23 protein-coding genes and 13 tRNA genes are annotated in these 24123 nt (G+C 45.0%); 17 read left to right on the top strand and 19 right to left on the bottom strand.

Annotation, left to right across the window (positions count from 1 at the left end; genetic code table 11):
• Nucleotides 1-42: 42 nt before the first annotated feature.
• Nucleotides 43-1182, bottom strand: coding sequence for a flagellar assembly protein FlgT (locus VR7878_RS05300; RefSeq protein ID WP_077334066.1), 1140 nt, complete (start codon nt 1180-1182; stop codon nt 43-45).
• Nucleotides 1183-1353: 171 nt separating this feature from the next.
• On the opposite strand from VR7878_RS05300, the gene VR7878_RS05295 reads away from it, so the two are divergent.
• Both VR7878_RS05295 and flgP read left to right on the top strand, forming a co-directional pair.
• Nucleotides 1354-1989, top strand: coding sequence for a FlgO family outer membrane protein (locus VR7878_RS05295; RefSeq protein WP_077334064.1), 636 nt, complete (start codon nt 1354-1356; stop codon nt 1987-1989).
• Between the two features lie 8 nt (nt 1990-1997).
• Complete coding sequence (flgP, locus tag VR7878_RS05290) at nt 1998-2429, top strand: flagellar assembly lipoprotein FlgP (protein WP_077334062.1); 432 nt, start codon at nt 1998-2000, stop codon at nt 2427-2429.
• A 140-nt stretch (nt 2430-2569) separates the two neighbouring features.
• Here the strand turns inward: flgP and VR7878_RS05285 are convergent, their stop codons facing one another.
• The 3 genes from VR7878_RS05285 to flgA all read right to left on the bottom strand — a co-directional run bounded on the left by VR7878_RS05285 (nt 2570) and on the right by flgA (nt 4240).
• On the bottom strand, nt 2570-2995 hold the full coding sequence (locus VR7878_RS05285; protein WP_077334060.1) for a flagella synthesis protein FlgN: 426 nt from the start codon (nt 2993-2995) through the stop codon (nt 2570-2572).
• Nucleotides 2996-3057: 62 nt separating this feature from the next.
• Nucleotides 3058-3378 (bottom strand): flagellar biosynthesis anti-sigma factor FlgM, encoded by a 321-nt coding sequence (gene flgM / locus VR7878_RS05280; protein ID WP_077334058.1) that lies wholly within the window; start codon nt 3376-3378, stop codon nt 3058-3060.
• 118 nt (nt 3379-3496) lie between these two features.
• Nucleotides 3497-4240, bottom strand: coding sequence for a flagellar basal body P-ring formation chaperone FlgA (gene flgA / locus VR7878_RS05275; RefSeq protein ID WP_077334056.1), 744 nt, complete (start codon nt 4238-4240; stop codon nt 3497-3499).
• Between the two features lie 84 nt (nt 4241-4324).
• On the opposite strand from flgA, the gene VR7878_RS05270 reads away from it, so the two are divergent.
• The 15 genes from VR7878_RS05270 (at nt 4325) to VR7878_RS05200 (ending at nt 20330) form a co-directional block, all read left to right on the top strand.
• Nucleotides 4325-5278 (top strand): chemotaxis protein CheV, encoded by a 954-nt coding sequence (locus VR7878_RS05270; protein ID WP_077334054.1) that lies wholly within the window; start codon nt 4325-4327, stop codon nt 5276-5278.
• Nucleotides 5275-6102, top strand: coding sequence for a CheR family methyltransferase (locus VR7878_RS05265; protein ID WP_077334052.1), 828 nt, complete (start codon nt 5275-5277; stop codon nt 6100-6102). The genes VR7878_RS05270 and VR7878_RS05265 overlap by 4 nt, the downstream gene beginning before the upstream one ends.
• Nucleotides 6103-6309: 207 nt before the next feature.
• The gene (flgB, locus tag VR7878_RS05260; RefSeq protein WP_038183588.1) at nt 6310-6705 is read left to right on the top strand and encodes a flagellar basal body rod protein FlgB; all 396 of its coding nucleotides are present in this window, start codon (nt 6310-6312) and stop codon (nt 6703-6705) included.
• Nucleotides 6706-6710: 5 nt separating this feature from the next.
• Entirely contained in the window at nt 6711-7127 is a 417-nt protein-coding gene (gene flgC / locus VR7878_RS05255; protein ID WP_077334050.1) for a flagellar basal body rod protein FlgC, read from the top strand.
• Nucleotides 7128-7144: 17 nt separating this feature from the next.
• Nucleotides 7145-7855, top strand: a complete 711-nt coding sequence (flgD, locus tag VR7878_RS05250) for a flagellar hook assembly protein FlgD (protein ID WP_077334048.1) — start codon at nt 7145-7147, stop codon at nt 7853-7855.
• A 26-nt stretch (nt 7856-7881) separates the two neighbouring features.
• On the top strand, nt 7882-9186 hold the full coding sequence (gene flgE, locus VR7878_RS05245) for a flagellar hook protein FlgE (RefSeq protein WP_077334046.1): 1305 nt from the start codon (nt 7882-7884) through the stop codon (nt 9184-9186).
• Between the two features lie 185 nt (nt 9187-9371).
• Complete coding sequence (locus tag VR7878_RS05240; RefSeq protein ID WP_077334044.1) at nt 9372-10121, top strand: flagellar basal body rod protein FlgF; 750 nt, start codon at nt 9372-9374, stop codon at nt 10119-10121.
• 19 nt (nt 10122-10140) lie between these two features.
• Nucleotides 10141-10929 carry a flagellar basal-body rod protein FlgG gene (flgG, locus tag VR7878_RS05235; protein ID WP_077334042.1) on the top strand — a complete coding sequence of 263 codons (789 nt, stop codon included), beginning with the start codon at nt 10141-10143 and terminating at the stop codon, nt 10927-10929.
• Nucleotides 10930-10953: 24 nt separating this feature from the next.
• Nucleotides 10954-11736, top strand: a complete 783-nt coding sequence (gene flgH, locus VR7878_RS05230) for a flagellar basal body L-ring protein FlgH (RefSeq protein WP_077334040.1) — start codon at nt 10954-10956, stop codon at nt 11734-11736.
• A gap of 70 nt (nt 11737-11806) precedes the next feature.
• The gene (locus tag VR7878_RS05225) at nt 11807-12898 is read left to right on the top strand and encodes a flagellar basal body P-ring protein FlgI (RefSeq protein WP_077334038.1); all 1092 of its coding nucleotides are present in this window, start codon (nt 11807-11809) and stop codon (nt 12896-12898) included.
• A 10-nt stretch (nt 12899-12908) separates the two neighbouring features.
• Complete coding sequence (flgJ, locus tag VR7878_RS05220) at nt 12909-13847, top strand: flagellar assembly peptidoglycan hydrolase FlgJ (protein ID WP_077334036.1); 939 nt, start codon at nt 12909-12911, stop codon at nt 13845-13847.
• A 154-nt stretch (nt 13848-14001) separates the two neighbouring features.
• Nucleotides 14002-15876 carry a flagellar hook-associated protein FlgK gene (flgK, locus tag VR7878_RS05215; protein WP_077334034.1) on the top strand — a complete coding sequence of 625 codons (1875 nt, stop codon included), beginning with the start codon at nt 14002-14004 and terminating at the stop codon, nt 15874-15876.
• A 13-nt stretch (nt 15877-15889) separates the two neighbouring features.
• Nucleotides 15890-17083: a flagellar hook-associated protein FlgL gene (gene flgL, locus VR7878_RS05210; protein WP_077334032.1), complete on the top strand. Its 1194-nt coding sequence runs from the start codon at nt 15890-15892 to the stop codon at nt 17081-17083.
• Nucleotides 17084-17516: 433 nt separating this feature from the next.
• A complete protein-coding gene (locus tag VR7878_RS05205) occupies nt 17517-18656 on the top strand; it encodes a flagellin (RefSeq protein ID WP_077334030.1) in 1140 nt (379 codons plus the stop codon).
• Between the two features lie 540 nt (nt 18657-19196).
• On the top strand, nt 19197-20330 hold the full coding sequence (locus VR7878_RS05200) for a flagellin (RefSeq protein ID WP_077334028.1): 1134 nt from the start codon (nt 19197-19199) through the stop codon (nt 20328-20330).
• Between the two features lie 176 nt (nt 20331-20506).
• On the opposite strand, the gene VR7878_RS05195 is transcribed toward VR7878_RS05200, so the two are convergent.
• The 15 genes from VR7878_RS05195 to pth form a co-directional block, all read right to left on the bottom strand.
• Nucleotides 20507-20591 (bottom strand) — tRNA-Leu (locus VR7878_RS05195).
• A gap of 88 nt (nt 20592-20679) precedes the next feature.
• A tRNA-Gln gene (locus VR7878_RS05190) sits at nt 20680-20754 on the bottom strand.
• A 15-nt stretch (nt 20755-20769) separates the two neighbouring features.
• Nucleotides 20770-20856: transfer RNA gene (locus VR7878_RS05185), tRNA-Leu, on the bottom strand.
• A 25-nt stretch (nt 20857-20881) separates the two neighbouring features.
• Nucleotides 20882-20958: transfer RNA gene (locus VR7878_RS05180), tRNA-Met, on the bottom strand.
• 31 nt (nt 20959-20989) lie between these two features.
• A tRNA-Leu gene (locus VR7878_RS05175) sits at nt 20990-21074 on the bottom strand.
• 88 nt (nt 21075-21162) lie between these two features.
• Nucleotides 21163-21237 (bottom strand) — tRNA-Gln (locus VR7878_RS05170).
• Nucleotides 21238-21272: 35 nt separating this feature from the next.
• Nucleotides 21273-21357 (bottom strand) — tRNA-Leu (locus VR7878_RS05165).
• 89 nt (nt 21358-21446) lie between these two features.
• Nucleotides 21447-21521: transfer RNA gene (locus tag VR7878_RS05160), tRNA-Gln, on the bottom strand.
• A 15-nt stretch (nt 21522-21536) separates the two neighbouring features.
• Nucleotides 21537-21623: transfer RNA gene (locus VR7878_RS05155), tRNA-Leu, on the bottom strand.
• A gap of 25 nt (nt 21624-21648) precedes the next feature.
• A tRNA-Met gene (locus VR7878_RS05150) sits at nt 21649-21725 on the bottom strand.
• A gap of 78 nt (nt 21726-21803) precedes the next feature.
• A tRNA-Gln gene (locus tag VR7878_RS05145) sits at nt 21804-21878 on the bottom strand.
• 36 nt (nt 21879-21914) lie between these two features.
• A tRNA-Leu gene (locus VR7878_RS05140) sits at nt 21915-21999 on the bottom strand.
• Nucleotides 22000-22042: 43 nt separating this feature from the next.
• Nucleotides 22043-22119 (bottom strand) — tRNA-Met (locus tag VR7878_RS05135).
• A 282-nt stretch (nt 22120-22401) separates the two neighbouring features.
• Nucleotides 22402-23493, bottom strand: a complete 1092-nt coding sequence (gene ychF / locus VR7878_RS05130; protein WP_077334026.1) for a redox-regulated ATPase YchF — start codon at nt 23491-23493, stop codon at nt 22402-22404.
• Between the two features lie 10 nt (nt 23494-23503).
• Complete coding sequence (gene pth / locus VR7878_RS05125) at nt 23504-24094, bottom strand: aminoacyl-tRNA hydrolase (RefSeq protein ID WP_077334024.1); 591 nt, start codon at nt 24092-24094, stop codon at nt 23504-23506.
• Nucleotides 24095-24123: the final 29 nt, after the last annotated feature.

Genomic DNA, 24123 nt, shown 5'->3' with positions numbered 1-24123 from the left:
ATATATGATACTGATTTAATTGAGATAAGTTAAGCCCTGATTTTATTTCATGATCTGTTTGTGCATTACATCGCCAATTTGAATGCTATCTGCCAGCTCAGCTTGATCAACCGACAGTTCAGCTTCTGTTTCATAAACACGATCAACTGTCAGCGTGATGTCACTCCGGGTGACTTTATTCCGGGATAATCCTCTTTGGTCGATAAATGAACCTGTATGCCATAATTGCAGCTTATCCCCTTTCTGAACACCGTGGATTCTGCCCAAATTCATCATTACAATCTGGTCTGACTTGGAAATAACTTCCGGTAAGGTGATTTTACACGACAGTTCTGATTCAAGATCCAACATCACATGGCGGCTGAGACGGAGTAGCATCTCACCATAGGTTGAAGCCCAGAAGCGAGCACTTTGCGTATCGACCTGACTGGTTCTCGGAAACGGCCAGCGGGCAATTTCACGATAGTTACGATTCATGATTGTGTTGCCGGTTTCACCGTCAAAGACACTCAGATCCATGGCAAATTGACGATTAACCACTTCATCGCCTGATGAATCAGCAGCAATTGTTGCTGTGAGGTCTGTGATATTGCCTGCGATAATGTACTGAGCATTATTATCTTCAGCTATCATTTTGAGTCGGGTCGGATAATTTTTATCAATCTCATAATCGGTTGTTCCTACTGAGATAAAACTATGAGATTCCTTATCCAGCTGTTTATTCAATACTTGGGCAAAGTCATCGCCAATCTGGTAGATTTGCCCCATCACTGCCTGTTGTGGTGACGTTAGTGTGATGTTACTGACTAAGACGGTTTTCTTGTATTGTTCTACCTGACAACCTGATGTGGATGGATAAATATCGATCCGAACTTTGACATAGGCAACATTGTTTTTGACGGTTTGTTCTTCAACCAGAATGTAACGAACTTCATGGTTGGTAAACTGAAATTCAGTACGCTGAGCATCCAGTAAGGGGTAGAGGTTACTGATGCTACCAATATCCGCACCTGAAAAACTAATCGCTTTATATACTGCATCTTCAAGGGCGTATAGTTTAGCCTGAGATTCTGATGAAACGACTGCAGCACTGCCGGTAACTTCATACCACGAGGCTGTTGCCGGCACGGTTCCGAATATGAACAAAAAAAGTGATAAGAGGATGGTTCCTACATTTTTCATATTTACCTACCAATCAGGTATAAAATTTGCTTGTTATTCTGATAACGGTGATAAGCGCAGTTATCGGCAAAGCTTTTCTTGATGATGAATAACAAGAGAAAAGCAAAGAGTGTTCCACTTTTGCGTCAAAAACTGGACACTTGAATGACCGAGCTATCTGGAGAGCGGAAAATGAAAAAATGGCTATCGTTAGTGCCCGTGTTATTTTTAACAGCGTGTGCCTATGCCCCGATATATAATGGTAAAGAGCCCTATAAAGGCTCCCAGTTTATGTTATTAGAAAGTCCTCGTCACACTTTAGATTTTTTTGTTGAGAGTATGACTGAAGATTTAATGAAATCGAATACCAGTGTTACGGCAAGAACACCGATTGCAGTGACTTCATTTGTTGACTTGCAAAATATGGATACCACCAACTGGTTAGGGAATTCAGTGACTGAAGGATTCATTCACCAGTTACAACAACGTGGATTTCAGGTTGTTGACTTTAAAACGACCGGTTCCATTCAGGTGACCCATCAAGGGGATTTTGCATTTAGTCGCGATTGGAAAGATCTGGCTCAACAGCAGGAAATTCAATACGTGTTGACCGGAACCATGTTGCGTCAGGAAGGCGGGGTATTGGTCAATGCACGAGTGGTCGGAATGCAGTCTCGTGTTGTTGTGGCAACCGCTCAGGGATTCTTGCCTGCGGATCGGATTGGCCGTGATCTGGATACCTTGAATGCAGTCCGGACTGAAGATGGGGTATTGATTCGTTCTGATCCGACGATGACGCAACCTTACACTGTTATTCTGCGTCCTTAGGAGTTGTGATGAAAGTTTGGTTAATGAGCGCGATGTTTTTATTGTTGGTCGGATGCCAACCGTTGCAGACCATGAATAAGCAGGAATGGCTGACAGCGGTCGGCTATGCATCGATTAGTGAACAAAAAGGTCGCAATGTAGAAGAGAAGCAAGTTCGTGCCATGCGAGCATCTAAAATCGATGCTTACCGTGAACTGGCTGAGCAGATTTATGGGATGCGGGTTAGCGGACGAGCAGAACTCATGGATCAACGACTTGGCACGGAAGCGACAACCGGTGCTGTTGACGGTGTCATTCGGGGAGCGGAAGTCGTAAGAAGCTATAAAGTCGGCGACAGCTATGTGACAGAACTACGTTTGAACGTGGATAAGATGGAAAAACTAAGAGATTATGGTGAAGTGCAGCAGGTTCCTGAAAAGCGGCAGCAAACCTTGTTTTAGTTCTATCTGTTATGCGTGGCAATTTTATTGCCACATTAGCGGCAAGCCTTTTCTCTCCAGAATATAAAAAAGCGGCAATCATTGCCGCTTTTTTATATTGATTGTTTCGGGAGTGTCGGGAGAAGCGATGTCAGTGGGAATTAAGCCTTAATATTCGTGCCTAAAGTAGAAATAGAACGCGTTTGCCCTTCAGCAGTGTATGTCATACCCATTTTCCCCTGGCTCTGTTGCATCAGATTATTCAGTTTGTGAAAACTCATCTGAGCTCGGTTGAGCGCTTCACCATTGATGCTGTTTGCCTGTTGACACTCCCAAACCACAGACTTAATTTGTTCGACTAGACTTTTCAATGTCTCATCCTCTTGCAGGCTCGATACATGAGAATGTGATTCAATCCGTCGGTCTGTCTCGTTAAGCTGGTTAATCAAAGTAATTTTTTGTTTGGCAATGGCTTCAATTTGTGATGCGTTTCGTTGGGTAATAACCACTTTCTCCTGCTCTAAAAGTTCGGAGAGAGACTGAGCATTCTTCAATTGAAACTCAAGTAGGTCTTGTAATGCTGCCATGACTTAATTACCTGATTTCTGGGCTCAGATGTCTGGTATGTCTACCGATAATCATCGATAAATTATTGCAGACCATCCAGCTCTTTTTCGAATTTGATCATGTTGTCCGCCAGTTTTTCTGCGTCAACACGATAAGAACCATTCGCAATCGCTTCTTTAATCGCTTCAACTTTTGCGCTATCAAAAGCAGGGCTTGATGCCAGTTTGCTATGAATCTCACCCATCGCTTTACTTTGTGAACTCAGAGATACAGCATCTTTTTTATCTGATGATGCAGGGTGATTTATTTTCTCTGAGTTTGATGTATTGTGCTCTGTACGGGTCGAGTTCCGACTCGTATTCGTCAGAGACTGGCCAGAACGCACATTATCAATGCTTGCCATAATTGAGCCTTTCTATCAAAGTTAAACATCTGTACCGTCAATATCGACAGACCTATTCCTTACTTTAGCATTTTCTTTGCCAAAAATGATGTTTTTTTATGCGCCATCACCAGAAATGTTAAAATCGCACTGTTACTTCACCAATGGCAGAAACCTGTGCATCAATGATTCGGTTGGTTTTATCGTTCTTGACCCGTATCTGTTCACCCAAGTCACCGTCTGACAGTGCCGTTCCTTGTGTAATAATGGATAAACCATTCTTAACCGCTTTTATGGTCACAGTTTCATTACGACACACAATACAGATATCCCGATCACTAATGATATCGTTTAGTGGAATATTTCTTTTAACTTTTGCTCCGATCACTTGATCAATTGTCGAAAATCCTTGCTGTCGGAAGCGAAGCAGATCTACCATACCCAAAGTAACATCTTGTTGAGTAATGATTTGTCCTCGGTTTAGTGGGGTTGCCGCGAGTACGGCAGGGACTGAAATATCCAACTGAACGGGAACATAAATCCGCCAATTATCTGTTGGACACTCAACAAGAACAGTGATATGGCTTGCAGAACCATTTCTTGATGAAGAAAAAGCCTTTAATCCTGTTGGACAATCGGATGCTTGTATCCGATTATCAAGAGGTGCCGCTGTGGCAACAATTTTCCCGCCTGTTGGATGCTCGATAACAGTGGTCGCGTACTGCTCTGCAGTTTCTCTAATATGATCAAGTTGTTTTTGAGTTGCTGCCTGAGTCGAAATATTAAAGAAAACAGATAAAATGACGATAATGCTATAAAAAAGTTTAAAGAAAGCTCTACACTTAGTAAAAGGCAGAGGGGATAAGCACAGTTTCTTAGACATGATTCTGGTTCCCTTAATTTATTCATCGCTTGTTGTAGACTATCACTTTTTTACAGAAAAAGTTTGAGAGATGGAGATGGGGTTATGACGGGTATTCTTGATTCTGTGAATCAGCGTACGCAACTCGTTGGGCAGAACCGCTTAGAATTGTTGACATTTCGGTTGAATGGGCGCCAGCGTTACGGCATTAATGTATTTAAAGTAAAAGAGGTATTGCAGTGTCCTAAGCTGACAGCAATGCCGAATCTGCATCGTTTAGTGAAAGGGGTTGCTCACATTCGTGGACAAACCGTTTCTGTGATTGACTTAAGTTTAGCGATTGGTGGCCGGGCAACGACTGATGTTGAGAAAAGCTTTGTGGTCATTGCTGAGTTTAACCGGACAATTCAAGCGTTTCTCGTTGCTTCGGTTGAGCGTATCGTCAATATGCGTTGGGAAGAAATTTTACCGCCACCAGAAGGTGCAGGAAAAGCAAACTATCTGACGGCTGTGACCAACATAGAGAACGAACTGGTTGAAATTATTGACGTTGAGAAAATCTTAGCGGAAATTGCACCGGTTGATGAAACGATGAATTCTGCCATCGTAGAAGAGATTGCTCATGCCGGTGAAAATACAGAACAGAATTTTGTACGCCGTATCTTGATTGCTGATGATTCAACCGTTGCGCGTAAACAGGTACAGCGTGCTGTCGAGTCGATCGGTTTTGAAGTCATTGCTGTAAAAGATGGTAAGGAAGCTTATGAAAAATTGGTTGAGCTTTCTGATACTGACAATATTTTTAATCATATTTCGCTGGTTATTTCAGATATCGAAATGCCAGAGATGGACGGATATACACTCACAGCTGAAATTCGTCGTAATCCGAAGCTGAAAGATCTTTATGTTATTCTCCATTCCTCATTGAGTGGTGTATTTAATCAGGCTATGGTAGAAAGAGTGGGCGCGAATACATTTATCGCGAAGTTTAATCCTGATGAACTTGGTAATGCGGTAAAAGCTGCATTGGTTGACACTGAGCTAAAGAGAAGTGAATGACTGCAATAACGATCAGCGAACAAGAATATAAAGATTTTTGCCGCTTTTTAGAGTCTCAATGTGGGATTGTACTTGGGGATAGTAAGCAATATCTGGTTCGAAGCCGTCTTAGTCCGTTAGTTACAAAATATAAGATGGACTCATTATCGACATTACTGAAAGAAGTGGTGAGAGGCGTCAGTCGAGATCTCAGAATTGCCGCTGTCGATGCCATGACAACCAATGAAACCTTATGGTTTCGTGATGGTTACCCTTTTACAGTCCTGTCAGATAAATTATTACCTGAACTGGCAGCCAATCGACGGCCGATTAAAATTTGGTCTGCAGCAAGCTCTTCGGGTCAAGAGCCCTATTCGATTGCGATGACGATTCTGGAAACGCAGCAGAAGAAGCCGGGGCTGTTAACGAATTGTTCGATTACTGCGACCGATATATCTTCAACGATGTTAGATATCTGCCGTATCGGTAGTTACGATAGTCTGGCATTGGGACGTGGATTATCCCCTGAACGTCGCCGCAATTTCTTTGAAGATGCCGGAGACGGCAGAATGAAAATCAAAGATAATGTAAAGCGTTTGGTGAGCTTTAAGCCTCAGAATTTGATGGAAAGTTACTCTATGTTGGGTAAATTTGACATTATCTTTTGCCGGAACGTCTTGATCTATTTTTCCGCAGATATGAAGTCGAAAGTCCTCAACCAAATGGCGAATAGCTTGAATCCGAAAGGATATTTGTTACTGGGAGCTTCAGAATCGTTGACCGGCCTGACGGATCGGTTTGAGATGGTGCGTTGTAATCCTGGCATTATCTATAAGCTTAAATAAATATCTTGACTCTCTTTTCAGAACCCGGCAATGCCGGGTTTTTTTAACCCTGACAACTTTGGTCTGAAATTTGCCTATATTCATGATTAAGTATAGTGATGATATCTCCACCATGGTTAGCTCAGAGTGAGCAAGTAAAGTTAAAGTTGGTACATAAATTGCTAATGTTTATGGTGTGGCAATCAATATATCCATGAAGAGGCGTATATGGCAATCTCATTTGATAAAGCATTAGGTATTCACCAATACACTGTCGGTGTCCGTGAGCGTAATGCAGAAATGATTTCCAGCAATATCGCACAAGCGAATACGCCGGGATATAAAGCTAAAGCTTTAGATTTTGACAAAGCGTTACAAGCGGCAAGTTCGGGGGCAAGTATTAGTCTCGCCCGTACCAATGGACGGCATATTCCTGCCTCCATGTCGGTAATAGGGGAAGAGCTTTACCGCATCCCGACGCAACCGGATACCGGTGACGGCAACACGGTTGATGTCGATTTAGAGCGAAATCTTTTTATGCAAAATCAGCTTCGTCATCAGGCTTCCCTTGACTTTCTGGGTGGAAAGTTCAAAGGAATGACCAAAGCAATCAAAGGGGAGTAAATTAGATGAGTCTATTTAACGTATTCAATGTTACAGGGTCTGCGATGAGCGCTGAGTCTGTTCGTCTAAATACAACCTCAAGTAATTTGGCGAATGCTGATAGTGTAAGTAGTTCTGCAAAAGACACCTATAAGGCACGTCATCCGATATTTGCCGCTGAGTTAAACCGGGCGAAATCGAAAGATGACTATACTGTACCGGTGAAAGTCTTAGGGGTCTTAGAAAGTAACAAACCATTAGTTGCGGAATATAATCCTGACCATCCTCTGGCAAATGAAGATGGTTATATTTATAAGCCGAATGTGAATGTGATGGAAGAAATGGCAAATATGATTTCAGCTTCACGAGCATATGAGACCAATGTTCAACTGGCTGAAGCAAGTAAGCAAATGTTGCTTAGAACATTGCAGATGGGTCAGTGAGGTATAGGAGATAACATATGGCCGGAATAGATAATGTTGGTCAAAATGGCAGTTTGTCCTATATCGATCAACTTAAGAAACTTCAAGAGCAGAAAAAGCCTGATGAGGTCACTGGCAAACAGGATCTGAAACAGGAAGACTTTTTATCACTGCTCACCAAACAGCTGGCTCAGCAAGATCCATTTAAGCCGGTCAGTAATGATCAGATGATTGCTCAGATGGCATCATTTGCAACGGTTGATGGTATCGGCAAGATGAACTCTCAGTTTGAGAGTTTGAACTCTTCGATGACGTCGAACCAAGCACTGCAAGCGTCTTCACTAGTCGGTCGCGATGTGCTTGTTCCCGGAGCCAGCGGTGTGAAGAAGGACCAGGGTAATATGGCGGCAATGGTGAAACTCCCTGCGTCTGTCGATAATTTGCTGGTCCGGATTGAAGATGCTGCCGGGCAGTTAGTCAGAACATTTGATGTCGGTGCAAAGCCTGCGGGTGATAACCGGGTTGAATGGGACGGCAAAGACCAAAGCGGCAACCCTTTACCGGGAGGCAAATATAAAGTGAAAGCTTCAGGTCTCGTAGACGGAAAGAGCAAAGAATTTGATGTTTCAACTTATGCAAACGTCAACAGCGTTCTTCTTGGCAAAGGTGATGGTAACGTACTACTCAATCTGGCTGGCTTTGATTCGCCAGTTCGACTTGCTGAGGTACTGGAAGTAGGCAAAGCGTAATACGCTAGCTAGATAGGAGAATTCAGATGTCATATGTATCATTAAGTGGTTTATCGGCCGCTCAACTTGACCTCAATACCACCAGTAACAATATTGCCAACGCGAATACCTATGGTTTTAAAGAATCGCGTGCAGAATTTGGTGATGTTTATTCAAATTCATTATTTACCAATGCGAAAACAACTCCGGGAAAAGGGGTGCAGGTCAACAAAGTTGCCCAACAGTTTCATGAAGGGTCGAGTATTTATACCAACAACCCCATGGATTTACGGATTTCCGGCACCGGTTTTTTTGCCGTCGCCAAAGACCGTTTGGTACCGCAACAGAATGAACTGACACGTAACGGTGCTTTTCACATTAACCATGATAATTATCTGGTTACCTCAAATGACGAGTACCTGCTCGGATATAACGTCAATCCGGAAACGGGTGATGTATTATCTTATGAGTCGTCCCCCATCAATATTCCGGCTGAGTTCGGTAAACCGAAGCAGACCTCCAATATTGATGTCGGTGTTAACCTGCCGGCAAATGGTGACCTGAAAGATCCGGCGTTGTTCGATTTTGAGGATCCGGAAACCTATAACCGTTCGACGTCATCGACCATCTATGACTCGATGGGGCAGGCTTATAAGATGACCACATATTACCTCAAGGATCAGACCCAGCCGAATACCTGGCAGGTTTACTATACGATGACTGATTCTGCCGGGGAAAAGCCAATCAATATCGTTGGTGGTGATGCTGCGACACCGACCGGGCATGTTGGTCACACTCTGAAATTTAACAATGACGGAACTTTGGCAAGTATCAACAACGGACAAAATGTCGTTTCTGAACCGTTAGGTGCCGGAGCCAATCCAATTAACCTCAATGGTGCGGATATTAATCAGGTGCTTTCATTCGGTCTGGATTCTTCAACGCAGTTTGCGGCACCATTTGAGTTAACGAAGTTTGATGAAGATGGCGCGACGACTGGGTTTTTGACCAAAGTCGATGTTAATGAAGAAGGTAGCATTCTTGGGACATACTCAAACGGTGAGAATGTGACTTTAGGTCGTGTTGCTTTAGTCCGGGTTCCGAACGAACAAGGGCTGGATAAGAAAGGCGGAACCCAGTGGGATTCGACCAATGCTTCCGGTGATAAGATCTGGGGTGAATCCAATAAAGGCTCATTTGGTACGATTAACAGCGGGACGTTGGAGCAATCCAATATTGATATGACCCAAGAGTTGGTGGATTTGATTTCTGCACAACGGAACTTCCAGGCGAACTCTCGTGCATTGGAAGTGCATAACCAGACCCAACAGACGATTCTACAGATCCGCTAATTAGTTACGTTTATTCAGACCGACGGCAAAGTCGGTCTGACTTTTTCCTCCTCCCCCGGCAATCTTGCGGCAAAAGCAGCCTCTCTGTTTCTATTTTTCCTTATAATTATCTGAATTATATGGACATTTATACTTGGCACACCAATTGCTTTATATCTATCGTATGACGATGATAGGAGTAAATTATGGACCGTGCATTGTTTCTGGCAATGAGTGGCGCAAAGCAGAATATGCAGGAAATGCAGCTCAGAGCGAACAACTTAGCCAATGTGAGCACGACTGGTTTTCGGGCTGATCTGGCTCAGGCTCGCGCCATGCAGAGTTACGGGGATGGGCTGCCAACCCGCGTATTCAGTATGACGGAACGGCCGGGAAATAATTTTGCTCAAGGCAGCGTCATGACGACAGGCAGAGATCTGGATGTCACGATTCAGGGCGATGGATGGATTTCCGTGTTGGATGATCTCGGTACTGAAGGTCTGACTCGTAACGGGAACTTCCAAATCAGCCCAAATGGTTTATTGACCAGTGGCAATGGTCATCTGGTGTTAGGTGACAATGATGCGCCGATTACCTTACCAATTCCGCTGAGTAAAATTGAGATCGGTAAAGATGGTACCGTATCCGTCATTCCCCAAGGGGCACCGGCTGACGCGATGGAAGTTGCCGGACGAATTAAATTGGTTCGTCCTGATAATCGGACGTTATACAAAGATTCGGTCGGGCTTTTTCGAGCCAAAGCACCGAATACAGTATTTAACGCGGATGCGAGTGTGACATTACTTCCCGGTGCTTTGGAAGGGAGTAATGTTAATGCTGTCGGAGAAATGACCAATCTCATTGATCTACAGCGTCAGTTTGAAATGCAAGTCAAAATGATGAGTACAGCAGAAGAAATGGATAAAGCGTCCAATTCTCTGTTGCGCACCGGTTAATGAGTGAGAGGAGAAGAACATGCATCCAGCTCTATGGGTAAGTAAAACAGGTTTAGATGCGCAACAGACAAATATTGCGACGATTTCGAACAACCTTGCGAACGCCTCTACAGTCGGCTTCAAGAAAAGCCGTGCTGTGTTTGAAGATCTTTTTTATCAGAATATCAATCAACCCGGCGGCCAGTCTTCACAGAATACAGAACTGCCAACCGGATTGATGCTCGGTGCCGGCTCTAAAGTCGTCGCGACGCAGAAAGTTCATACCAACGGTAATGTGCAAACGACCAATAACAGTATGGATATGATGATTGAAGGAGATGGATTCTTCCAGATCATGATGCCGGACGGCAATATGGGTTACTCCCGGAACGGGCAGTTTACCTTAAATGCTGAAGGTACCATTGTGACATCCGGTTCCGGATATCCATTACAACCTGAAATCGTGGTACCGCAAGATGCGGTTTCTGTCACGGTCGGCAACGATGGTCAGGTCTCCGTACGAGTTCGCGGCCAGCAAAATAATCAGGTCATCGGTCAGATTACCACGGTTGATTTTATTAACCCCGGGGGTCTGGAGCCGGTCGGTCAGAACTTGTACTTACCCACCGGTGCCAGTGGTGACCCGCAAGAAGGGGTTCCCGGATTAGACGGTTTGGGCAATATTCGCCAGTCGATGCTGGAAAGCTCAAATGTGAACGTCACTGAAGAGTTAGTTAATCTGATCGAAGCGCAGCGAGTGTATGAGATGAACTCCAAGGTCATTTCTGCGGTAGATAAGATGATGAGCTACGTGAATCAACAGCTCTAATCGGGATTATATGTGAGGTATTCGATGAAACGCTTATTCACTTTGGGATTGATCTGTTTCTTATCGGGCTGTTCGTTAATGCCACAAGGGACAACGGAAGCACAAGATGACAGTAGCACAACATTGGTTGATGCTGTCGAAGGCGATAAATCCGGTGAAACCAGTAGCCCGGGGTTGTTAGACGGATTGACCCGGCGTGCGGATCCGGTTGCTGATGATCCTGCCTGGGCGCCGATTCACCCCAATCATCGTCCGAAGCATTATGCTGCGGAAACCGGATCCTTATTTAATCTGAGTGCTGCTACGAGCTTATACAATGACTCAAAGCCGCGACAAGTCGGCGATATCATCACCGTCACACTTAATGAAAGCACTAAAGCGGCAAAAAGTGCTGATGCAGATTTATCGAAAAAGAATGATGCTTCGATGGATCCGTTGGAAGTGGGTGGTCAGGAAATGAAAATCGGGGATTACAACTTTTCATATAAATTAGGCAATGATAATAAATTTTCCGGCAGTGCGGCAGCCAATCAGAGTAACAGTATGTCTGGTTCTATCACGGTTGAAGTCATTGATGTGCTTGCCAATGGCAACCTTGTGATTCGTGGTGAAAAATGGCTGACACTCAACACCGGCGATGAATATATTCGCTTGAGCGGTACGGTTCGTCCGGATGACATTGACTATGATAATACCATTTCATCGAATCGGATTTCGAATGCCCGAATTCAGTATTCAGGCACCGGAACCAACCAAGATATGCAAGAACCTGGCTTTTTGGCACGATTTTTCAATATTGCTTTATAAGTTAAGTTTAAACGTCGTTTTTTTGGCATAGAAGACGACGTGTATGGTAGAGAAGCACAAGGTAAATTGAATGAAAAAGTTAACTCTTTTTTTACTGGCGACACTGTTTGTTTCCTTACAAGGGCAGGCAGCAAGAATTAAAGATGTCGCACAAGTAGCCGGGGTGCGTAGTAACCAGTTAGTGGGTTATGGCCTAGTTACCGGACTGCCGGGAACCGGAGAGTCGACACCTTTTACCGATCAAAGTTTTAATGCCATGCTGCAAAATTTCGGCATTCAATTGCCGCGCGGAACAAAGCCGCAGACTAAAAATATTGCCGCTGTGATTGTCACGGCCGAGTTGCCGCCATTCTCCAAGCAGGGACAAACTATTGATGTCACGGTTTCCTCGATTGGTTCAGCAAAAAGCTTACGTGGCGGTACTCTGATGCAGACTTTCCTCAAAGGTCTGGACGGTCAGGTTTATGCGATTGCACAAGGCAATCTGGTGGTCAGTGGATTCAGTGCTGATGGTGCTGATGGTTCAAAAATTGTAGGCAATAACCCTACCGTTGGTATCATTTCCAATGGTGCCAGTGTTGAACGTGAAGTGCCGAATCCATTTGCCCGGGGTGATTACATCACTTTTAATCTGATCGATTCTGATTTCACCACTGCCCAGCGTATGGCGGATACCGTCAATCAGTTTCTTGGCCCTCAAATGGCAACAGCCATTGATGCAACATCGGTGCAGGTACGGGCACCAAGAGATGCCGGGCAACGTGTCGCGTTTCTCTCTGCGGTTGAAAACCTTGAATTTAACACCGCGGTCGGTGCCGCGAAAATTATTGTCAATTCACGAACCGGCACAATTGTGGTTGGGCAATACGTCCGCTTAAAACCGGCTGCTGTTACTCACGGTGGCATGACTGTTGCTATCAAAGAAAAACTGAGCGTAAGCCAGCCTGAACCATTCTCAAATGGTCAAACGGCTGTGGTACCGGATTCAGATATCTCTGTGAAAGAGAAGCAAGGGAAAATGTTTAATTTCCAGCCGGGGGTGACGCTTGATGATCTCGTCCGTGCGGTGAATGAGGTCGGGGCAGCACCATCTGATTTGATGGCTATTTTGCAGGCACTCAAACAGGCCGGTGCGATTGAAGGCCAGCTGATTATCATTTAAGGGGCACGCAATGGTCAATGATGTAAAAGATATCGGCTTTGTCCAGGATATTACTCAACTGGATCAACTGCGTAAGCAAGCGGTCAGTGGTGATAAAACAAGTGAGAAGTCAGCATTAACAGCAGCAGCCAAACAGTTTGAAGCCGTGTTTACATCAATGCTGTTTAAATCAATGCGCAAAGCAAATTCCGGCTTCGAATCTGACTTATTACATAGTAAAACAGAAGATTTTTACCGCGAGATGCTGGATGAGCAAATGGCCAGCCAACTCAGCTCTTCCGGGCGGCTAGGGCTTGCCGACATGATTGTCGCCCAGCTTTCTACAAATATTGATGGAGGAGACTCTCAAACCTCTCAAGAGAGCACTCAGCCGGATCCTTTATTGCAGGCATTGGCGCGTGTGCGGGCTCATCAACAGCAAACTTCCGGGCAAGACAGTATGACGGGGGTTCAGCAGTCTGCAGCTGTGACGGAGCCACGTCGATTTGATTCACCTGAATCCTTTATCCGGACGTTGAAGCCTTATGCTGAAAAAGCAGCCCGGGTTCTTGGTGTTGATGCATCGGTATTATTGGCTCAGGCGGCACTGGAAACCGGTTGGGGGACTAAAGTGGTCGCAAACGCCCGGGGCAGCAGTCATAATCTGTTTAACATTAAAGCAGATCGAAGCTGGCAGGGCGACAAAGTGGCGACTCAGACGCTGGAATATGCAGATCAGACACCAGTTATTGAAAAAGCTTCATTCCGGGCTTACGGCTCTTACCAAGATAGCTTTGATGACTATGTGAACTTCTTGAAAAAGAACCCGCGTTATATCACGGCATTGAATACCCACCAAGGCGATCCGACCTCTTTCATTGAGGGGATTCATCAGGCAGGTTATGCAACCGATCCAAATTATGCTGACAAAGTCCTGCGTGTCCGCTCTCAAATTCAACAGATGAATTAAACACCTACCACCTTGTCCTTGGCAGGGCGGAAATTTCCTTCCGGTATCTGAATAACCTATTGTATTTTATCTGATTAATTTAATGGCATACATATTGCTTCATTTTGATAGAAGGTTCAGTTTTGACTGATGATTTTTATCTTGTGGGGGCGGTATGGCGTCTGATTTATTGAATATTGGGACTCAGAGTGTCTTAACATCTCAAAGACAGCTCAACACGACCGGTCACAATATATCGAACGTAAATACAGAAGGTTACAGTCGTCAGTCTGTGATTCAGGGTGTTAATGCCCCGCGGATGTACGGCGGCCAGACCTACGGCATGGGTGTCCATGTGGAAAATGTTCGCCGCTCGTGGGATCAGTTTGCCGTCAAAGAGCTAAATATTGCCACCACTGATTACGCCTATAAGCATGATACTGAGCAAAATCTGGATATGTTATCTAAGATGCTCTCTTCCGTTGCTTCCAAGAAAATTCCGGAAAACATGAATGAGTGGTTTGACGCGCTGAAAACGCTGGCTGATAGCCCCAATGATATGGGTGCACGGAAAGTGGTGCTGGAAAAATCCCAGTTAATGACCCAGAACCTGAATGATTTTCATGAAACGATTCGCCGCCAGTATGAGACGGTCAATAAAGGGCTGGATCTCGGTATCAAGCGGATCAATCAGCTTGCTTTAGAAATCAGAGATTTACAGCGTTTAATGATGCGGACTCCCGGGCCTCATAATGACCTGATGGACCAACATGAAAAGTTAGTCAAAGAGCTCTCTGAATACACCAAAGTCACTGTAACACCACGGAAAAATGCTGAAGGGTTCAATATTCATATCGGCAATGGGCATACTTTGGTTTCTGGTACTGAGGCCAGCCAGTTGAAGATGATTGATGGTTATCCAGATACCCATCAATGGCGCCTGGCGATGGTTGAAGGAAAAGGGATTAAAGCGATTACGTCTAAAGATATGGGGGGTAAGATCGGAGCGCTATTTAATATGCGTGATAACGAAATTCCCAACGTACTTGATGAGATTGGCCGCCTTGCGACCAGCTTTTCTTATGATGTCAATAAGTTGCAGCGACAAGGGCTTGATCTGAATGGCGACATCGGCGACTTGATGTTTACCGATGTGAACGATGAGCGGATTGCCAAAGAGCGGGTGATTACCAGCAGTGAGTCTGAAGCGGATATGGCAGCCTACATCGAAGATGTGTCGCAATTAAAAGGTGGTGAATATTCACTTCTTTATGATGGCAGTGATTATATTGCGATTTTGCCGAATGGCGAGCAGCGGGAGTTATCACCAAGTGGTGGTGAAATCTATATTGACGGAATGAGAATTGAAATTCGCAACGAACCGAAAGAAGGGGAGCGAGTGCTCATCCGGCCGACTCGTTCCGGTGCGGCAACCATCAAAATGGAAATGAACGACCCGGCAAAAATTGCCGCTCAGAGTTATGAGGCTTCAACCACTTTTGCTCAGGGAAGTGCCACTTTTAATATTCTACAAGCCGGTGAGTTGCGAGAATTTGAAATTGATGTTTCTGAGCTGGGAGATACTTTCACGGTGAAAGATAAAGACGGCAATATTGTTGCGGAAAATCAAGCTTATCCGCCGTCTGGCCCGGTAACTGTCATGGGAACAACATTTGAGTTGTCTGCCGGTGCTTTGCCAAAAGATAAGTTCACCGCGAACTTGGTTCCCTCTGAAGGGGATAACGGCAACCTGAGAAAAATGCAGAATATTCAGACCGAGAAGAAGCTGGACAATAACGAATCCACGATTTTGGATGTTTACCACAACCTGAATACCAATGTTGGGTTGAGAATGTCTACCGCCTCTCGGCTGACTGATGTGGCCCGCCTCGAGAAAGAAGCAGCCCAAGAACGGATCGCCTCTGTGTCAGGTGTGAATCTGGATGAAGAAGCCGCCAATATGATGAAATTTCAACAGGCATATATGGCATCTTCGCGGATTATGCAGGCGGCCAATGATACCTTTAATACCATTTTACAGTTGAGATAGGGAGGAGGATCTTATGGTTGGTCGTATTTCAAGCTTCCATAACTATCAGGCTGTGCAGAACGATATCCGTCGTCAGGAAGCCAAGATTTATCACAATCAGGCTCAGTTGGCATCGGGTAAAAAGCTGATGTCTCCCAGTGATAATCCACTGGCCACTCATTACATCCAGAATGTGGGGCAGCAAGAAGAGCAACTGCGCCAATACCTTGATTCGATAGTTCTGGTGCGCAACCGGCTGGGACATCAAGAAGTCATTATCTCCAATGCGGAAGATTATGCCGATGAGGCAAAGCGGACAGTCATGGAGATGATCAACGGTTCATTATCACCCGAAGATCGTCAGGCGAAAGAGCGTGAACTGGAAGAGTTAGCGGATAACTTTCTCAATCTGGCGAATGTTCAGGATGAACTGGGTAACTATATTTTTGCCGGAACCAAACCGGATAAGCAGCCTTTTTTCCGTGATAAAGAAGGTAATGTGACTTACGCCGGTGATGATTATCAACGCAAAATGAGAATTTCCAATAGTCTGGAAATGCCGTTCAATAATCCCGGCAGTAAAGTATTTATGCAAATCGATAATCCTTTTGGTGATTATGAGCCCGATTATCAGTTGCAGGAAGGTTCTGAGCTGTTGCTGGAAAAAGCCACCAATACCGATCCTCAAGATCAATCACAATATCGGGTGACTTTTGTTGATATGGGCAACGGCAAATATGGCTATCAGTTAGAACAGGACGGAAGTGCCGTTCAGGCCGGAGAATTTGATCCGAAAACCGGCATCAATTACGAAGGTGTGAATATTGAACTGAAAGGCCAAATTTCACCGGGAGATGTCATTGAGCTGTCCCCGAGAAAGACCTTCAACATTTTTGACAGTTTCAAAAAGGCAATGGAATATTCACGCGACTCCGTTGCTGATGGATCAGCGACCGCGAAGCTCCATCAAGTTACCAGAGAATTTCATGCAGCCTTTATCCACCTGACAAAAGTCAGAACGGATATCGGTGCGCGGCTGAATACATTAGATATTCAGGAGCAAGAACATGAAGACTTCAAACTGACTTTGGCAAAGTCTAAAAGCAGCTTTGAGGATCTTGATTATGCGGATGCCGTGATCGAGTTTAATGAGAATACTCGTGCGCTTCAGGCATCTCAACAGGCTTTCAGTAAAACGAAGGACTTAACACTGTTCAATTATATCTAACTTTCATTTGCCTTATGTGCCATGCCATAAGTCGCGAAAGGAGTTGTATTGAATATTGTTTTGTGAAGGCGAGAACCTTTATTCGGGAGCTCGTTTTAGCAAGTAAAGCTTTGTCAGCCGGCATATTCACGCAGTGATTGCTGAGGCAATCAAGCGGCAACGAAGCGGCAAAGCGGAAATAAAACAGGATTGCAGAGAAACCCTAAAGTGTTGTCATGTGATTCTTTGTTATTTAAGTTGTTGATTTTATTGGGTTAAATTTTTTATTTTAAAGTTGGCACAGTAATTGAATTAAATCTATCAGAGCGCAAGTTATCGGTTTGGAACCGGCAATGTTGCAGATGTGGCAAGTTATTTACGGTCAGTGCTTCCAAATAAGAGTTAAAGCTGACCGCTTCGCAGAAAGCTTGCGGACTCAATAGGAGAGCAAACTATGACCATCACAGTCAATACCAATGTGTCAGCGATGACCGCTCAGCGTTACCTGAATAAGGCAACGGGTGAGTTGAACACCTCAATGGAGCGTCTGTCTTCGGGTAACCGGATTAACAGCGCAAAAGATGATGCGGCCGGTCTTCAGATTTCGAACCGGTTGACTGCTCAGTCCCGAGGGTTAGATGTCGCGATGCGCAATGCCAATGACGGTATTTCGATTGCACAGACTGCTGAAGGAGCTATGAATGAGTCAACCAGTATATTGCAGCGGATGCGGGATCTGGCACTCCAGTCTGCAAACGGTACCAACTCCTCATCTGAGCGTAAGGCGCTAAATGAAGAGTATACGGCTCTTCAGGATGAATTGAACCGGATTGCAGAAACAACCTCATTTGGTGGTCGTAAACTGTTGAACGGTACATTTGGTGAGTCTGCCTTCCAGATTGGTGCCAGCTCAGGTGAAGCGATTATTGTTGGCCTTACGAGTATTCGGGCTGATGATTTCCGGATGGGTGGCCAGACATTCGTGTCCGAACAAGGCAAAGACATGAGCTGGGGCGTTCCTGCGAATGCCCGGGATCTGAAGTTAGAGTTTACCAAGAAAAATGGTGAGCAGGTTTCAGTCGATGTTATGGCAAAACCAGGTGATGACATCGAAGAGTTGGCAACTTATATCAATGGTCAGGTCGATGATGTCACTGCATCTGTAGATGATGATGGACACCTTCAGCTCTTTATGGCTGAGTCTAATCTTCAGGGAAATCTCTCGATATCTGGCGGATTAGCCACCGAGTTGGGTCTGGATGGTGGCCCGGGACAGAATACGACGGTTCAGACAACCGATATCCTGAATATTGGTAACTCGCAGAACTCGGTCGGTGTTCTTGATGCAGCCCTTCATTATGTGGATGCGCAACGTGCAGATTTAGGGGCCAAACAGAACCGTTTGAGTCACAGTATCAATAACTTGTCGAACATACAGGAAAATGTTGAAGCGTCGAAGAGCCGGATTAAAGATACCGACTTTGCGAGAGAAACGACGCAGATGACCAAAGCACAAATATTGCAACAGGCAGGTACTTCAATACTTGCTCAGGCAAAACAGTTACCAAACTCTGCAATGTCACTATTGCAGTAGTAACCGAGCTTTATCATTCAGCTCAGACGTGGGTATGTGATAAAGCTTGTTTGGTAAAGTGTGATTTGTGGATGATATAAAGCTCTCTCAAGTTTAACACCTGCTTTATACTCATTCCTCATCATGCGCCCGGTTAGTCATGAGTGTTCATTTCTCTTGATCTCCGCATGATTGACTTACCACCAATAGCCCCGGTTCTCTCAAAGATAAGGGGCTTTTTCCTTTTCTATCAATTCCTTATCTATTAATCAGGTTTCTTCAAGCGTAATTGTGGTTGGCTTATTTACGCCATGCGCGCTGGACGACTCGGCACAATGACGAAAAACTTGAGTCTTTTCTGAGTTTTATCTGAGATTTGTGTTGCTTCTCTCATTTTCTCCTCCTGACGATCACTTCGCTATGATAATGCCACCTTTTTCCTAAAGGAAATTCATTCTGAGTCGCTAAAAGGTCGAACTTTGAGAGAACTATAGTTTTCCGAGACGTCGGAAAACAGTCAAGAATTTCCGCGACGTCGGAAAATCAATAGGAGAAACCACTATGGCGGTTAATGTAAACACGAACGTTTCTGCGATGACGGCACAGCGCTATCTGAATAGTGCCACGAAGTCGATGAACTCATCCATGGAACGCTTATCCTCTGGGTATCGAATCAACAGTGCCAAAGATGATTCAGCCGGCCTGCAAATCTCAAACCGTTTGAGTGTTCAAAGCCGGGGCTTGGGGGTTGCTGTTCGTAACGCGAATGACGGGATTTCAATTGCTCAGACTGCGGAAGGGGCAATGAATGAAACAACCAGTATTCTGCAACGGATGAGAGACTTGTCTCTTCAATCAGCGAATGGTTCTAACTCTAAATCGGATCGTGTTGCGATTCAGGAAGAAATTACAGCATTGAATGATGAATTAAACCGTGTTGCGGAAACAACATCATTTGGTGGTAATAAGCTTCTAAACGGTACTTTCGATACCAAATCTTTCCAGATCGGTTCTGATAGCGGTGAAGCGGTTATGCTCCATCTGAAAGATATGCGTAGCGATAATAGCCAGATGGGCGGCATGTCTTATATTGCTGAAAACGGTAAAGGGAAAGACTGGCAGGTTCAAAATGGTGCCAATGATCTGACCATTACAGTCAATGACAAATTCAGTGGCGAGCAAACCATCAATATCAATGCGAAAGCAGGTGATGATATTGAAGAGTTGGCAACCTACATCAATGGTCAGACTGACATGGTTAAGGCGTCTGTTGATGATGAAGGCAAACTGCAATTATTCACGGATAATAATAAAGTGGATGGTGAGGTAAGCTTCGGTGGCAGTCTCGCGGGTGAACTGGGTATCGGTGAAGGTAAAGCGACAACAGTCAGCAATATTGATGTCACTTCGGTTGGCGGTGCCCAACAGTCGGTTGCTGTCGTTGATGCCGCACTGAAGTATGTGGATAGTCATCGTGCTGAGCTCGGTGCATTCCAAAACCGTTTCGGACATGCGATCAGTAACTTGGATAACATCAATGAGAATGTGAATGCATCGAAGAGCCGGATCAAAGATACCGACTTTGCGAAAGAAACCACAGCATTGACCAAGGCTCAGATCCTTTCTCAGGCATCAAGCTCTGTTTTGGCACAAGCCAAACAAGCGCCAAGTGCTGCATTAGGATTACTTGGATAATATTCTCTTTATTATCGGTACGAGAAAAATCCAGTTTCGGCTGGATTTTTTTATGCTTAGCCAATGGGATAGAGTACTTTGGGCAGAATGGAATGCTCTCTGATATTGGGTGTCATCAGGTATATTTACGCGGTGCAGATAAAACAAAACCCAGACAGATGTCCGGGTCAGAATGATGGTGCGGAAGGAGAGACTTGAACTCTCACACCTTGCGGCGCCAGAACCTAAATCTGGTGCGTCTACCAATTTCGCCACTTCCGCATTGTTTTGTTTTGAGCTTTCGCTCTGGCTTTCAACGCTTGTTTAAACAATTATATTTCAAACAATCAATGTTCAAAGCCATTTGATATGGCAGGTCTACCTGGATTCGAACCAGGGAATGACGGGATCAAAACCCGTTGCCTTACCACTTGGCGATAGACCTGTAATATTCTTTTGCTGGTGCGGAGGGAGGGACTTGAACCCTCACGTCCTAACGGACACTAGCACCTGAAGCTAGCGCGTCTACCAATTCCGCCACCACCGCATATGAGTAGCAAAAGAATGAAGTATGGTGGCTACGACGGGATTCGAACCTGTGACCCCATCATTATGAGTGATGTGCTCTAACCAGCTGAGCTACGTAGCCATCATTGCGTTATCTGCTGATAACAAATTCATGGTGCGGAAGGAGAGACTTGAACTCTCACACCTTGCGGCGCCAGAACCTAAATCTGGTGCGTCTACCAATTTCGCCACTTCCGCATTGTTTTATTTTGAGCTTTCGCTCCGACTTTCAACGCTTGTTTAAATAATTACGTTTCAAACAATTAATGTTCAAAGCCATTTGATATGGCAGGTCTACCTGGATTCGAACCAGGGAATGACGGGATCAAAACCCGTTGCCTTACCACTTGGCGATAGACCTGTCGTCATAACTTCATATTGAAGTTATCTTAAGCATGGTGCGGAAGGAGAGACTTGAACTCTCACACCTTGCGGCGCCAGAACCTAAATCTGGTGCGTCTACCAATTTCGCCACTTCCGCATTGTTTTGTTTTGAGCTTTCGCTCTGACTTTCAACGCTTGATTTAAACAATTATATTTCAAACAATCAATGTTCAAAGCCATTTGATATGGCAGGTCTACCTGGATTCGAACCAGGGAATGACGGGATCAAAACCCGTTGCCTTACCACTTGGCGATAGACCTGTAATATTCTTTTGCTGGTGCGGAGGGAGGGACTTGAACCCTCACGTCCTAACGGACACTAGCACCTGAAGCTAGCGCGTCTACCAATTCCGCCACCACCGCATATGAGTAGCAAAAGAATCAAATATGGTGGCTACGACGGGATTCGAACCTGTGACCCCATCATTATGAGTGATGTGCTCTAACCAGCTGAGCTACGTAGCCTCATTTTAGAGCGAGACAATATAATCAATCCCGCTGTTTGTTTCAATCTCTTTTTCTCAGATTGAGACAAATTAAATATGGCAGGTCTACCTGGATTCGAACCAGGGGATGACGGGATCAAAACCCGTTGCCTTACCACTTGGCGATAGACCTGTCGTCATAACTTCATGCTGAAGTTATTTTAAACTATGGTGCGGAAGGAGAGACTTGAACTCTCACACCTTGCGGCGCCAGAACCTAAATCTGGTGCGTCTACCAATTTCGCCACTTCCGCATCTATTTCCTAAAGACTTTTCTTGTTAAAAGCTTTTAGGAAATGGTGGCTACGACGGGATTCGAACCTGTGACCCCATCATTATGAGTGATGTGCTCTAACCAGCTGAGCTACGTAGCCACAAACCCCGAAGCAGGAGAACCATAATCCTGCGAACGGAGCGCATTATGCGGATATGGCTTGAGAGCGTCAATAGTTTTTTTGAATAAATCGATGAAAAACAACTGTTCGTTTTTTTTTTAGTCAAACCGCGTTGTTTATAGACAAAATAACTCGCAAATCAATTGGCTGAGCGTGAGGGTGCGCGATTAGAGTTCGATATTTCAGAAGGAGAAATGACGGCAGATTAAACAAAAGGCCCTCGATTGAAGGCCTTATATACAGAGAATATTTGCAATCCGATTAGACGTTGAATCGGAAATGGATCACATCGCCGTCTTTGACAATATAATCTTTCCCTTCCAGACGCCATTTACCGGCTTCTTTAGCGCCACTCTCACCGTTATATTGAATAAAATCATCATAACCGACGACTTCAGCACGGATGAAACCACGCTCAAAGTCGGTGTGAATTTTTCCGGCAGCTTGCGGGGCGGTTGAACCAATCGGGATTGTCCAAGCTCTGACTTCTTTGACTCCCGCAGTAAAATAGGTATGCAGCTCGAGGAGTTCATAACCAGAACGAATCACGCGGTTCAATCCCGGTTCTTCAATCCCCAGATCAGCAAGGAACTCATCTCGCTCTTCATCATCCAGCTCAGAGAGTTCTGACTCAATGGCAGCACATACGGCTACGACGACGTTATTTTCTTTGGCCGCAAATTCCCGGACAGCATCCAGATAAGGGTTATTTTCAAAGCCGTCTTCATTGACGTTCGCGATATACATCGTTGGTTTGAGGGTCAGGAAGTTGAGATAACCAATGGCCGCCAACTCCTCTTTTGCCAGTGTGACACTTCGGGCCATGCCACCTTCGGTGAGGACGGGAAGCAGTTTTTCCAGAACGGAAATTTCAAATTTTGCCGCTTTATCTCCACCTTTAGCACGCTTGGCTTGGCGTTGAATCGCTCGTTCACAAGTGTCTAAATCGGCCAAAGCCAATTCTAAGTTAATGACTTCAATATCTTCAATCGGAGAAACTTTGCCAGCGACGTGTACGATGTTTTCGTTTTCGAAACAACGGACTACGTGACCAATGGCATCCGTTTCACGGATGTTGGCCAGGAACTTGTTACCCAGCCCTTCACCTTTCGATGCACCGGCAACTAAACCGGCAATATCGACGAACTCCATCGTTGTCGGCAATACCCGTTGCGGATTCACAATTTTCGCGAGCGCATCAAGGCGTAAATCCGGAACAGGGACAATACCTGTGTTGGGTTCGATGGTACAAAACGGAAAGTTTGCCGCTTCAATTCCTGCTTTGGTTAAAGCGTTAAAAAGTGTTGATTTGCCTACGTTTGGTAAACCAACAATGCCACATTTAAACCCCATGACTATAACCTTATTCAGCTTTGAATGTGTGTAAACGATTTTGTGCTTTCGTAAGACCTTCTTTGAGCAGTATGTCCAAACAGCGGACAGACTCGTCTACAGCGGCATCGAGGCATTCCTGTTCTTTTTCAGGCGCCTTACCTAACACATAACCTGTAACTTTATCTTTATGTCCCGGATGACCAATGCCGATCCGGAGACGGTAGAATTCTTTGTTGTTGCCCAGTTTACTGATGGTATCTTTTAAGCCGTTATGACCCCCGTGACTGCCACCCTGTTTAAATTTAGCAACCCCGGGCGGTAAGTCGAGCTCATCATGAGCGACCATAATCTCTTCCGGCTGGATCTGATAAAATTTTGCCAGCGCGGATATCGCTTTTCCTGATAAGTTCATATACGTTGTCGGGATCAGTAAACGTAAATCCTGACCTTGAATGCTAATTCGACCGGTCAGACCAAAAAATTTGGGCTCATTTTTTAACACTGTATGATGAGCTCGGGCTAATTCTTCGATGACCCATGCTCCTGCGTTATGCCTTGTTCTTGCGTACTCTGGGCCCGGGTTGGCTAGCCCAACAAGTAGTTTTATAGGTTGACTCACAGTCAGGCTCTCCTGATGTCTACAATGAA

This window comes from Vibrio ruber DSM 16370 (assembly GCF_900163965.1).
In the GTDB taxonomy this organism is placed as follows: Bacteria; Pseudomonadota; Gammaproteobacteria; order Enterobacterales; family Vibrionaceae; genus Vibrio; species Vibrio ruber.
The sequence above is the reverse complement of the archived record's forward strand: the minus strand, read 5'-3'. Positions and strand labels throughout refer to the sequence as shown.

Coding starts and splice junctions, on each gene's coding strand:
- flgJ (WP_077334036.1), top strand. CDS start 12,909: ATGGTCAATGATGTAAAAGATATCGGCTTTGTCCAGGATATTACTCAA.
- VR7878_RS05200 (WP_077334028.1), top strand. CDS start 19,197: ATGGCGGTTAATGTAAACACGAACGTTTCTGCGATGACGGCACAGCGC.
- flgM (WP_077334058.1), bottom strand. CDS start 3,378: ATGGCAAGCATTGATAATGTGCGTTCTGGCCAGTCTCTGACGAATACG.
- ychF (WP_077334026.1), bottom strand. CDS start 23,493: ATGGGGTTTAAATGTGGCATTGTTGGTTTACCAAACGTAGGCAAATCA.
- VR7878_RS05295 (WP_077334064.1), top strand. CDS start 1,354: ATGAAAAAATGGCTATCGTTAGTGCCCGTGTTATTTTTAACAGCGTGT.
- flgE (WP_077334046.1), top strand. CDS start 7,882: ATGTCATATGTATCATTAAGTGGTTTATCGGCCGCTCAACTTGACCTC.
- VR7878_RS05270 (WP_077334054.1), top strand. CDS start 4,325: ATGACGGGTATTCTTGATTCTGTGAATCAGCGTACGCAACTCGTTGGG.
- flgA (WP_077334056.1), bottom strand. CDS start 4,240: ATGTCTAAGAAACTGTGCTTATCCCCTCTGCCTTTTACTAAGTGTAGA.
- VR7878_RS05205 (WP_077334030.1), top strand. CDS start 17,517: ATGACCATCACAGTCAATACCAATGTGTCAGCGATGACCGCTCAGCGT.
- flgK (WP_077334034.1), top strand. CDS start 14,002: ATGGCGTCTGATTTATTGAATATTGGGACTCAGAGTGTCTTAACATCT.
- flgP (WP_077334062.1), top strand. CDS start 1,998: ATGAAAGTTTGGTTAATGAGCGCGATGTTTTTATTGTTGGTCGGATGC.
- flgD (WP_077334048.1), top strand. CDS start 7,145: ATGGCCGGAATAGATAATGTTGGTCAAAATGGCAGTTTGTCCTATATC.
- flgB (WP_038183588.1), top strand. CDS start 6,310: ATGGCAATCTCATTTGATAAAGCATTAGGTATTCACCAATACACTGTC.
- flgL (WP_077334032.1), top strand. CDS start 15,890: ATGGTTGGTCGTATTTCAAGCTTCCATAACTATCAGGCTGTGCAGAAC.
- flgC (WP_077334050.1), top strand. CDS start 6,711: ATGAGTCTATTTAACGTATTCAATGTTACAGGGTCTGCGATGAGCGCT.
- VR7878_RS05225 (WP_077334038.1), top strand. CDS start 11,807: ATGAAAAAGTTAACTCTTTTTTTACTGGCGACACTGTTTGTTTCCTTA.
- VR7878_RS05265 (WP_077334052.1), top strand. CDS start 5,275: ATGACTGCAATAACGATCAGCGAACAAGAATATAAAGATTTTTGCCGC.
- flgH (WP_077334040.1), top strand. CDS start 10,954: ATGAAACGCTTATTCACTTTGGGATTGATCTGTTTCTTATCGGGCTGT.
- VR7878_RS05240 (WP_077334044.1), top strand. CDS start 9,372: ATGGACCGTGCATTGTTTCTGGCAATGAGTGGCGCAAAGCAGAATATG.
- VR7878_RS05300 (WP_077334066.1), bottom strand. CDS start 1,182: ATGAAAAATGTAGGAACCATCCTCTTATCACTTTTTTTGTTCATATTC.
- flgG (WP_077334042.1), top strand. CDS start 10,141: ATGCATCCAGCTCTATGGGTAAGTAAAACAGGTTTAGATGCGCAACAG.
- VR7878_RS05285 (WP_077334060.1), bottom strand. CDS start 2,995: ATGGCAGCATTACAAGACCTACTTGAGTTTCAATTGAAGAATGCTCAG.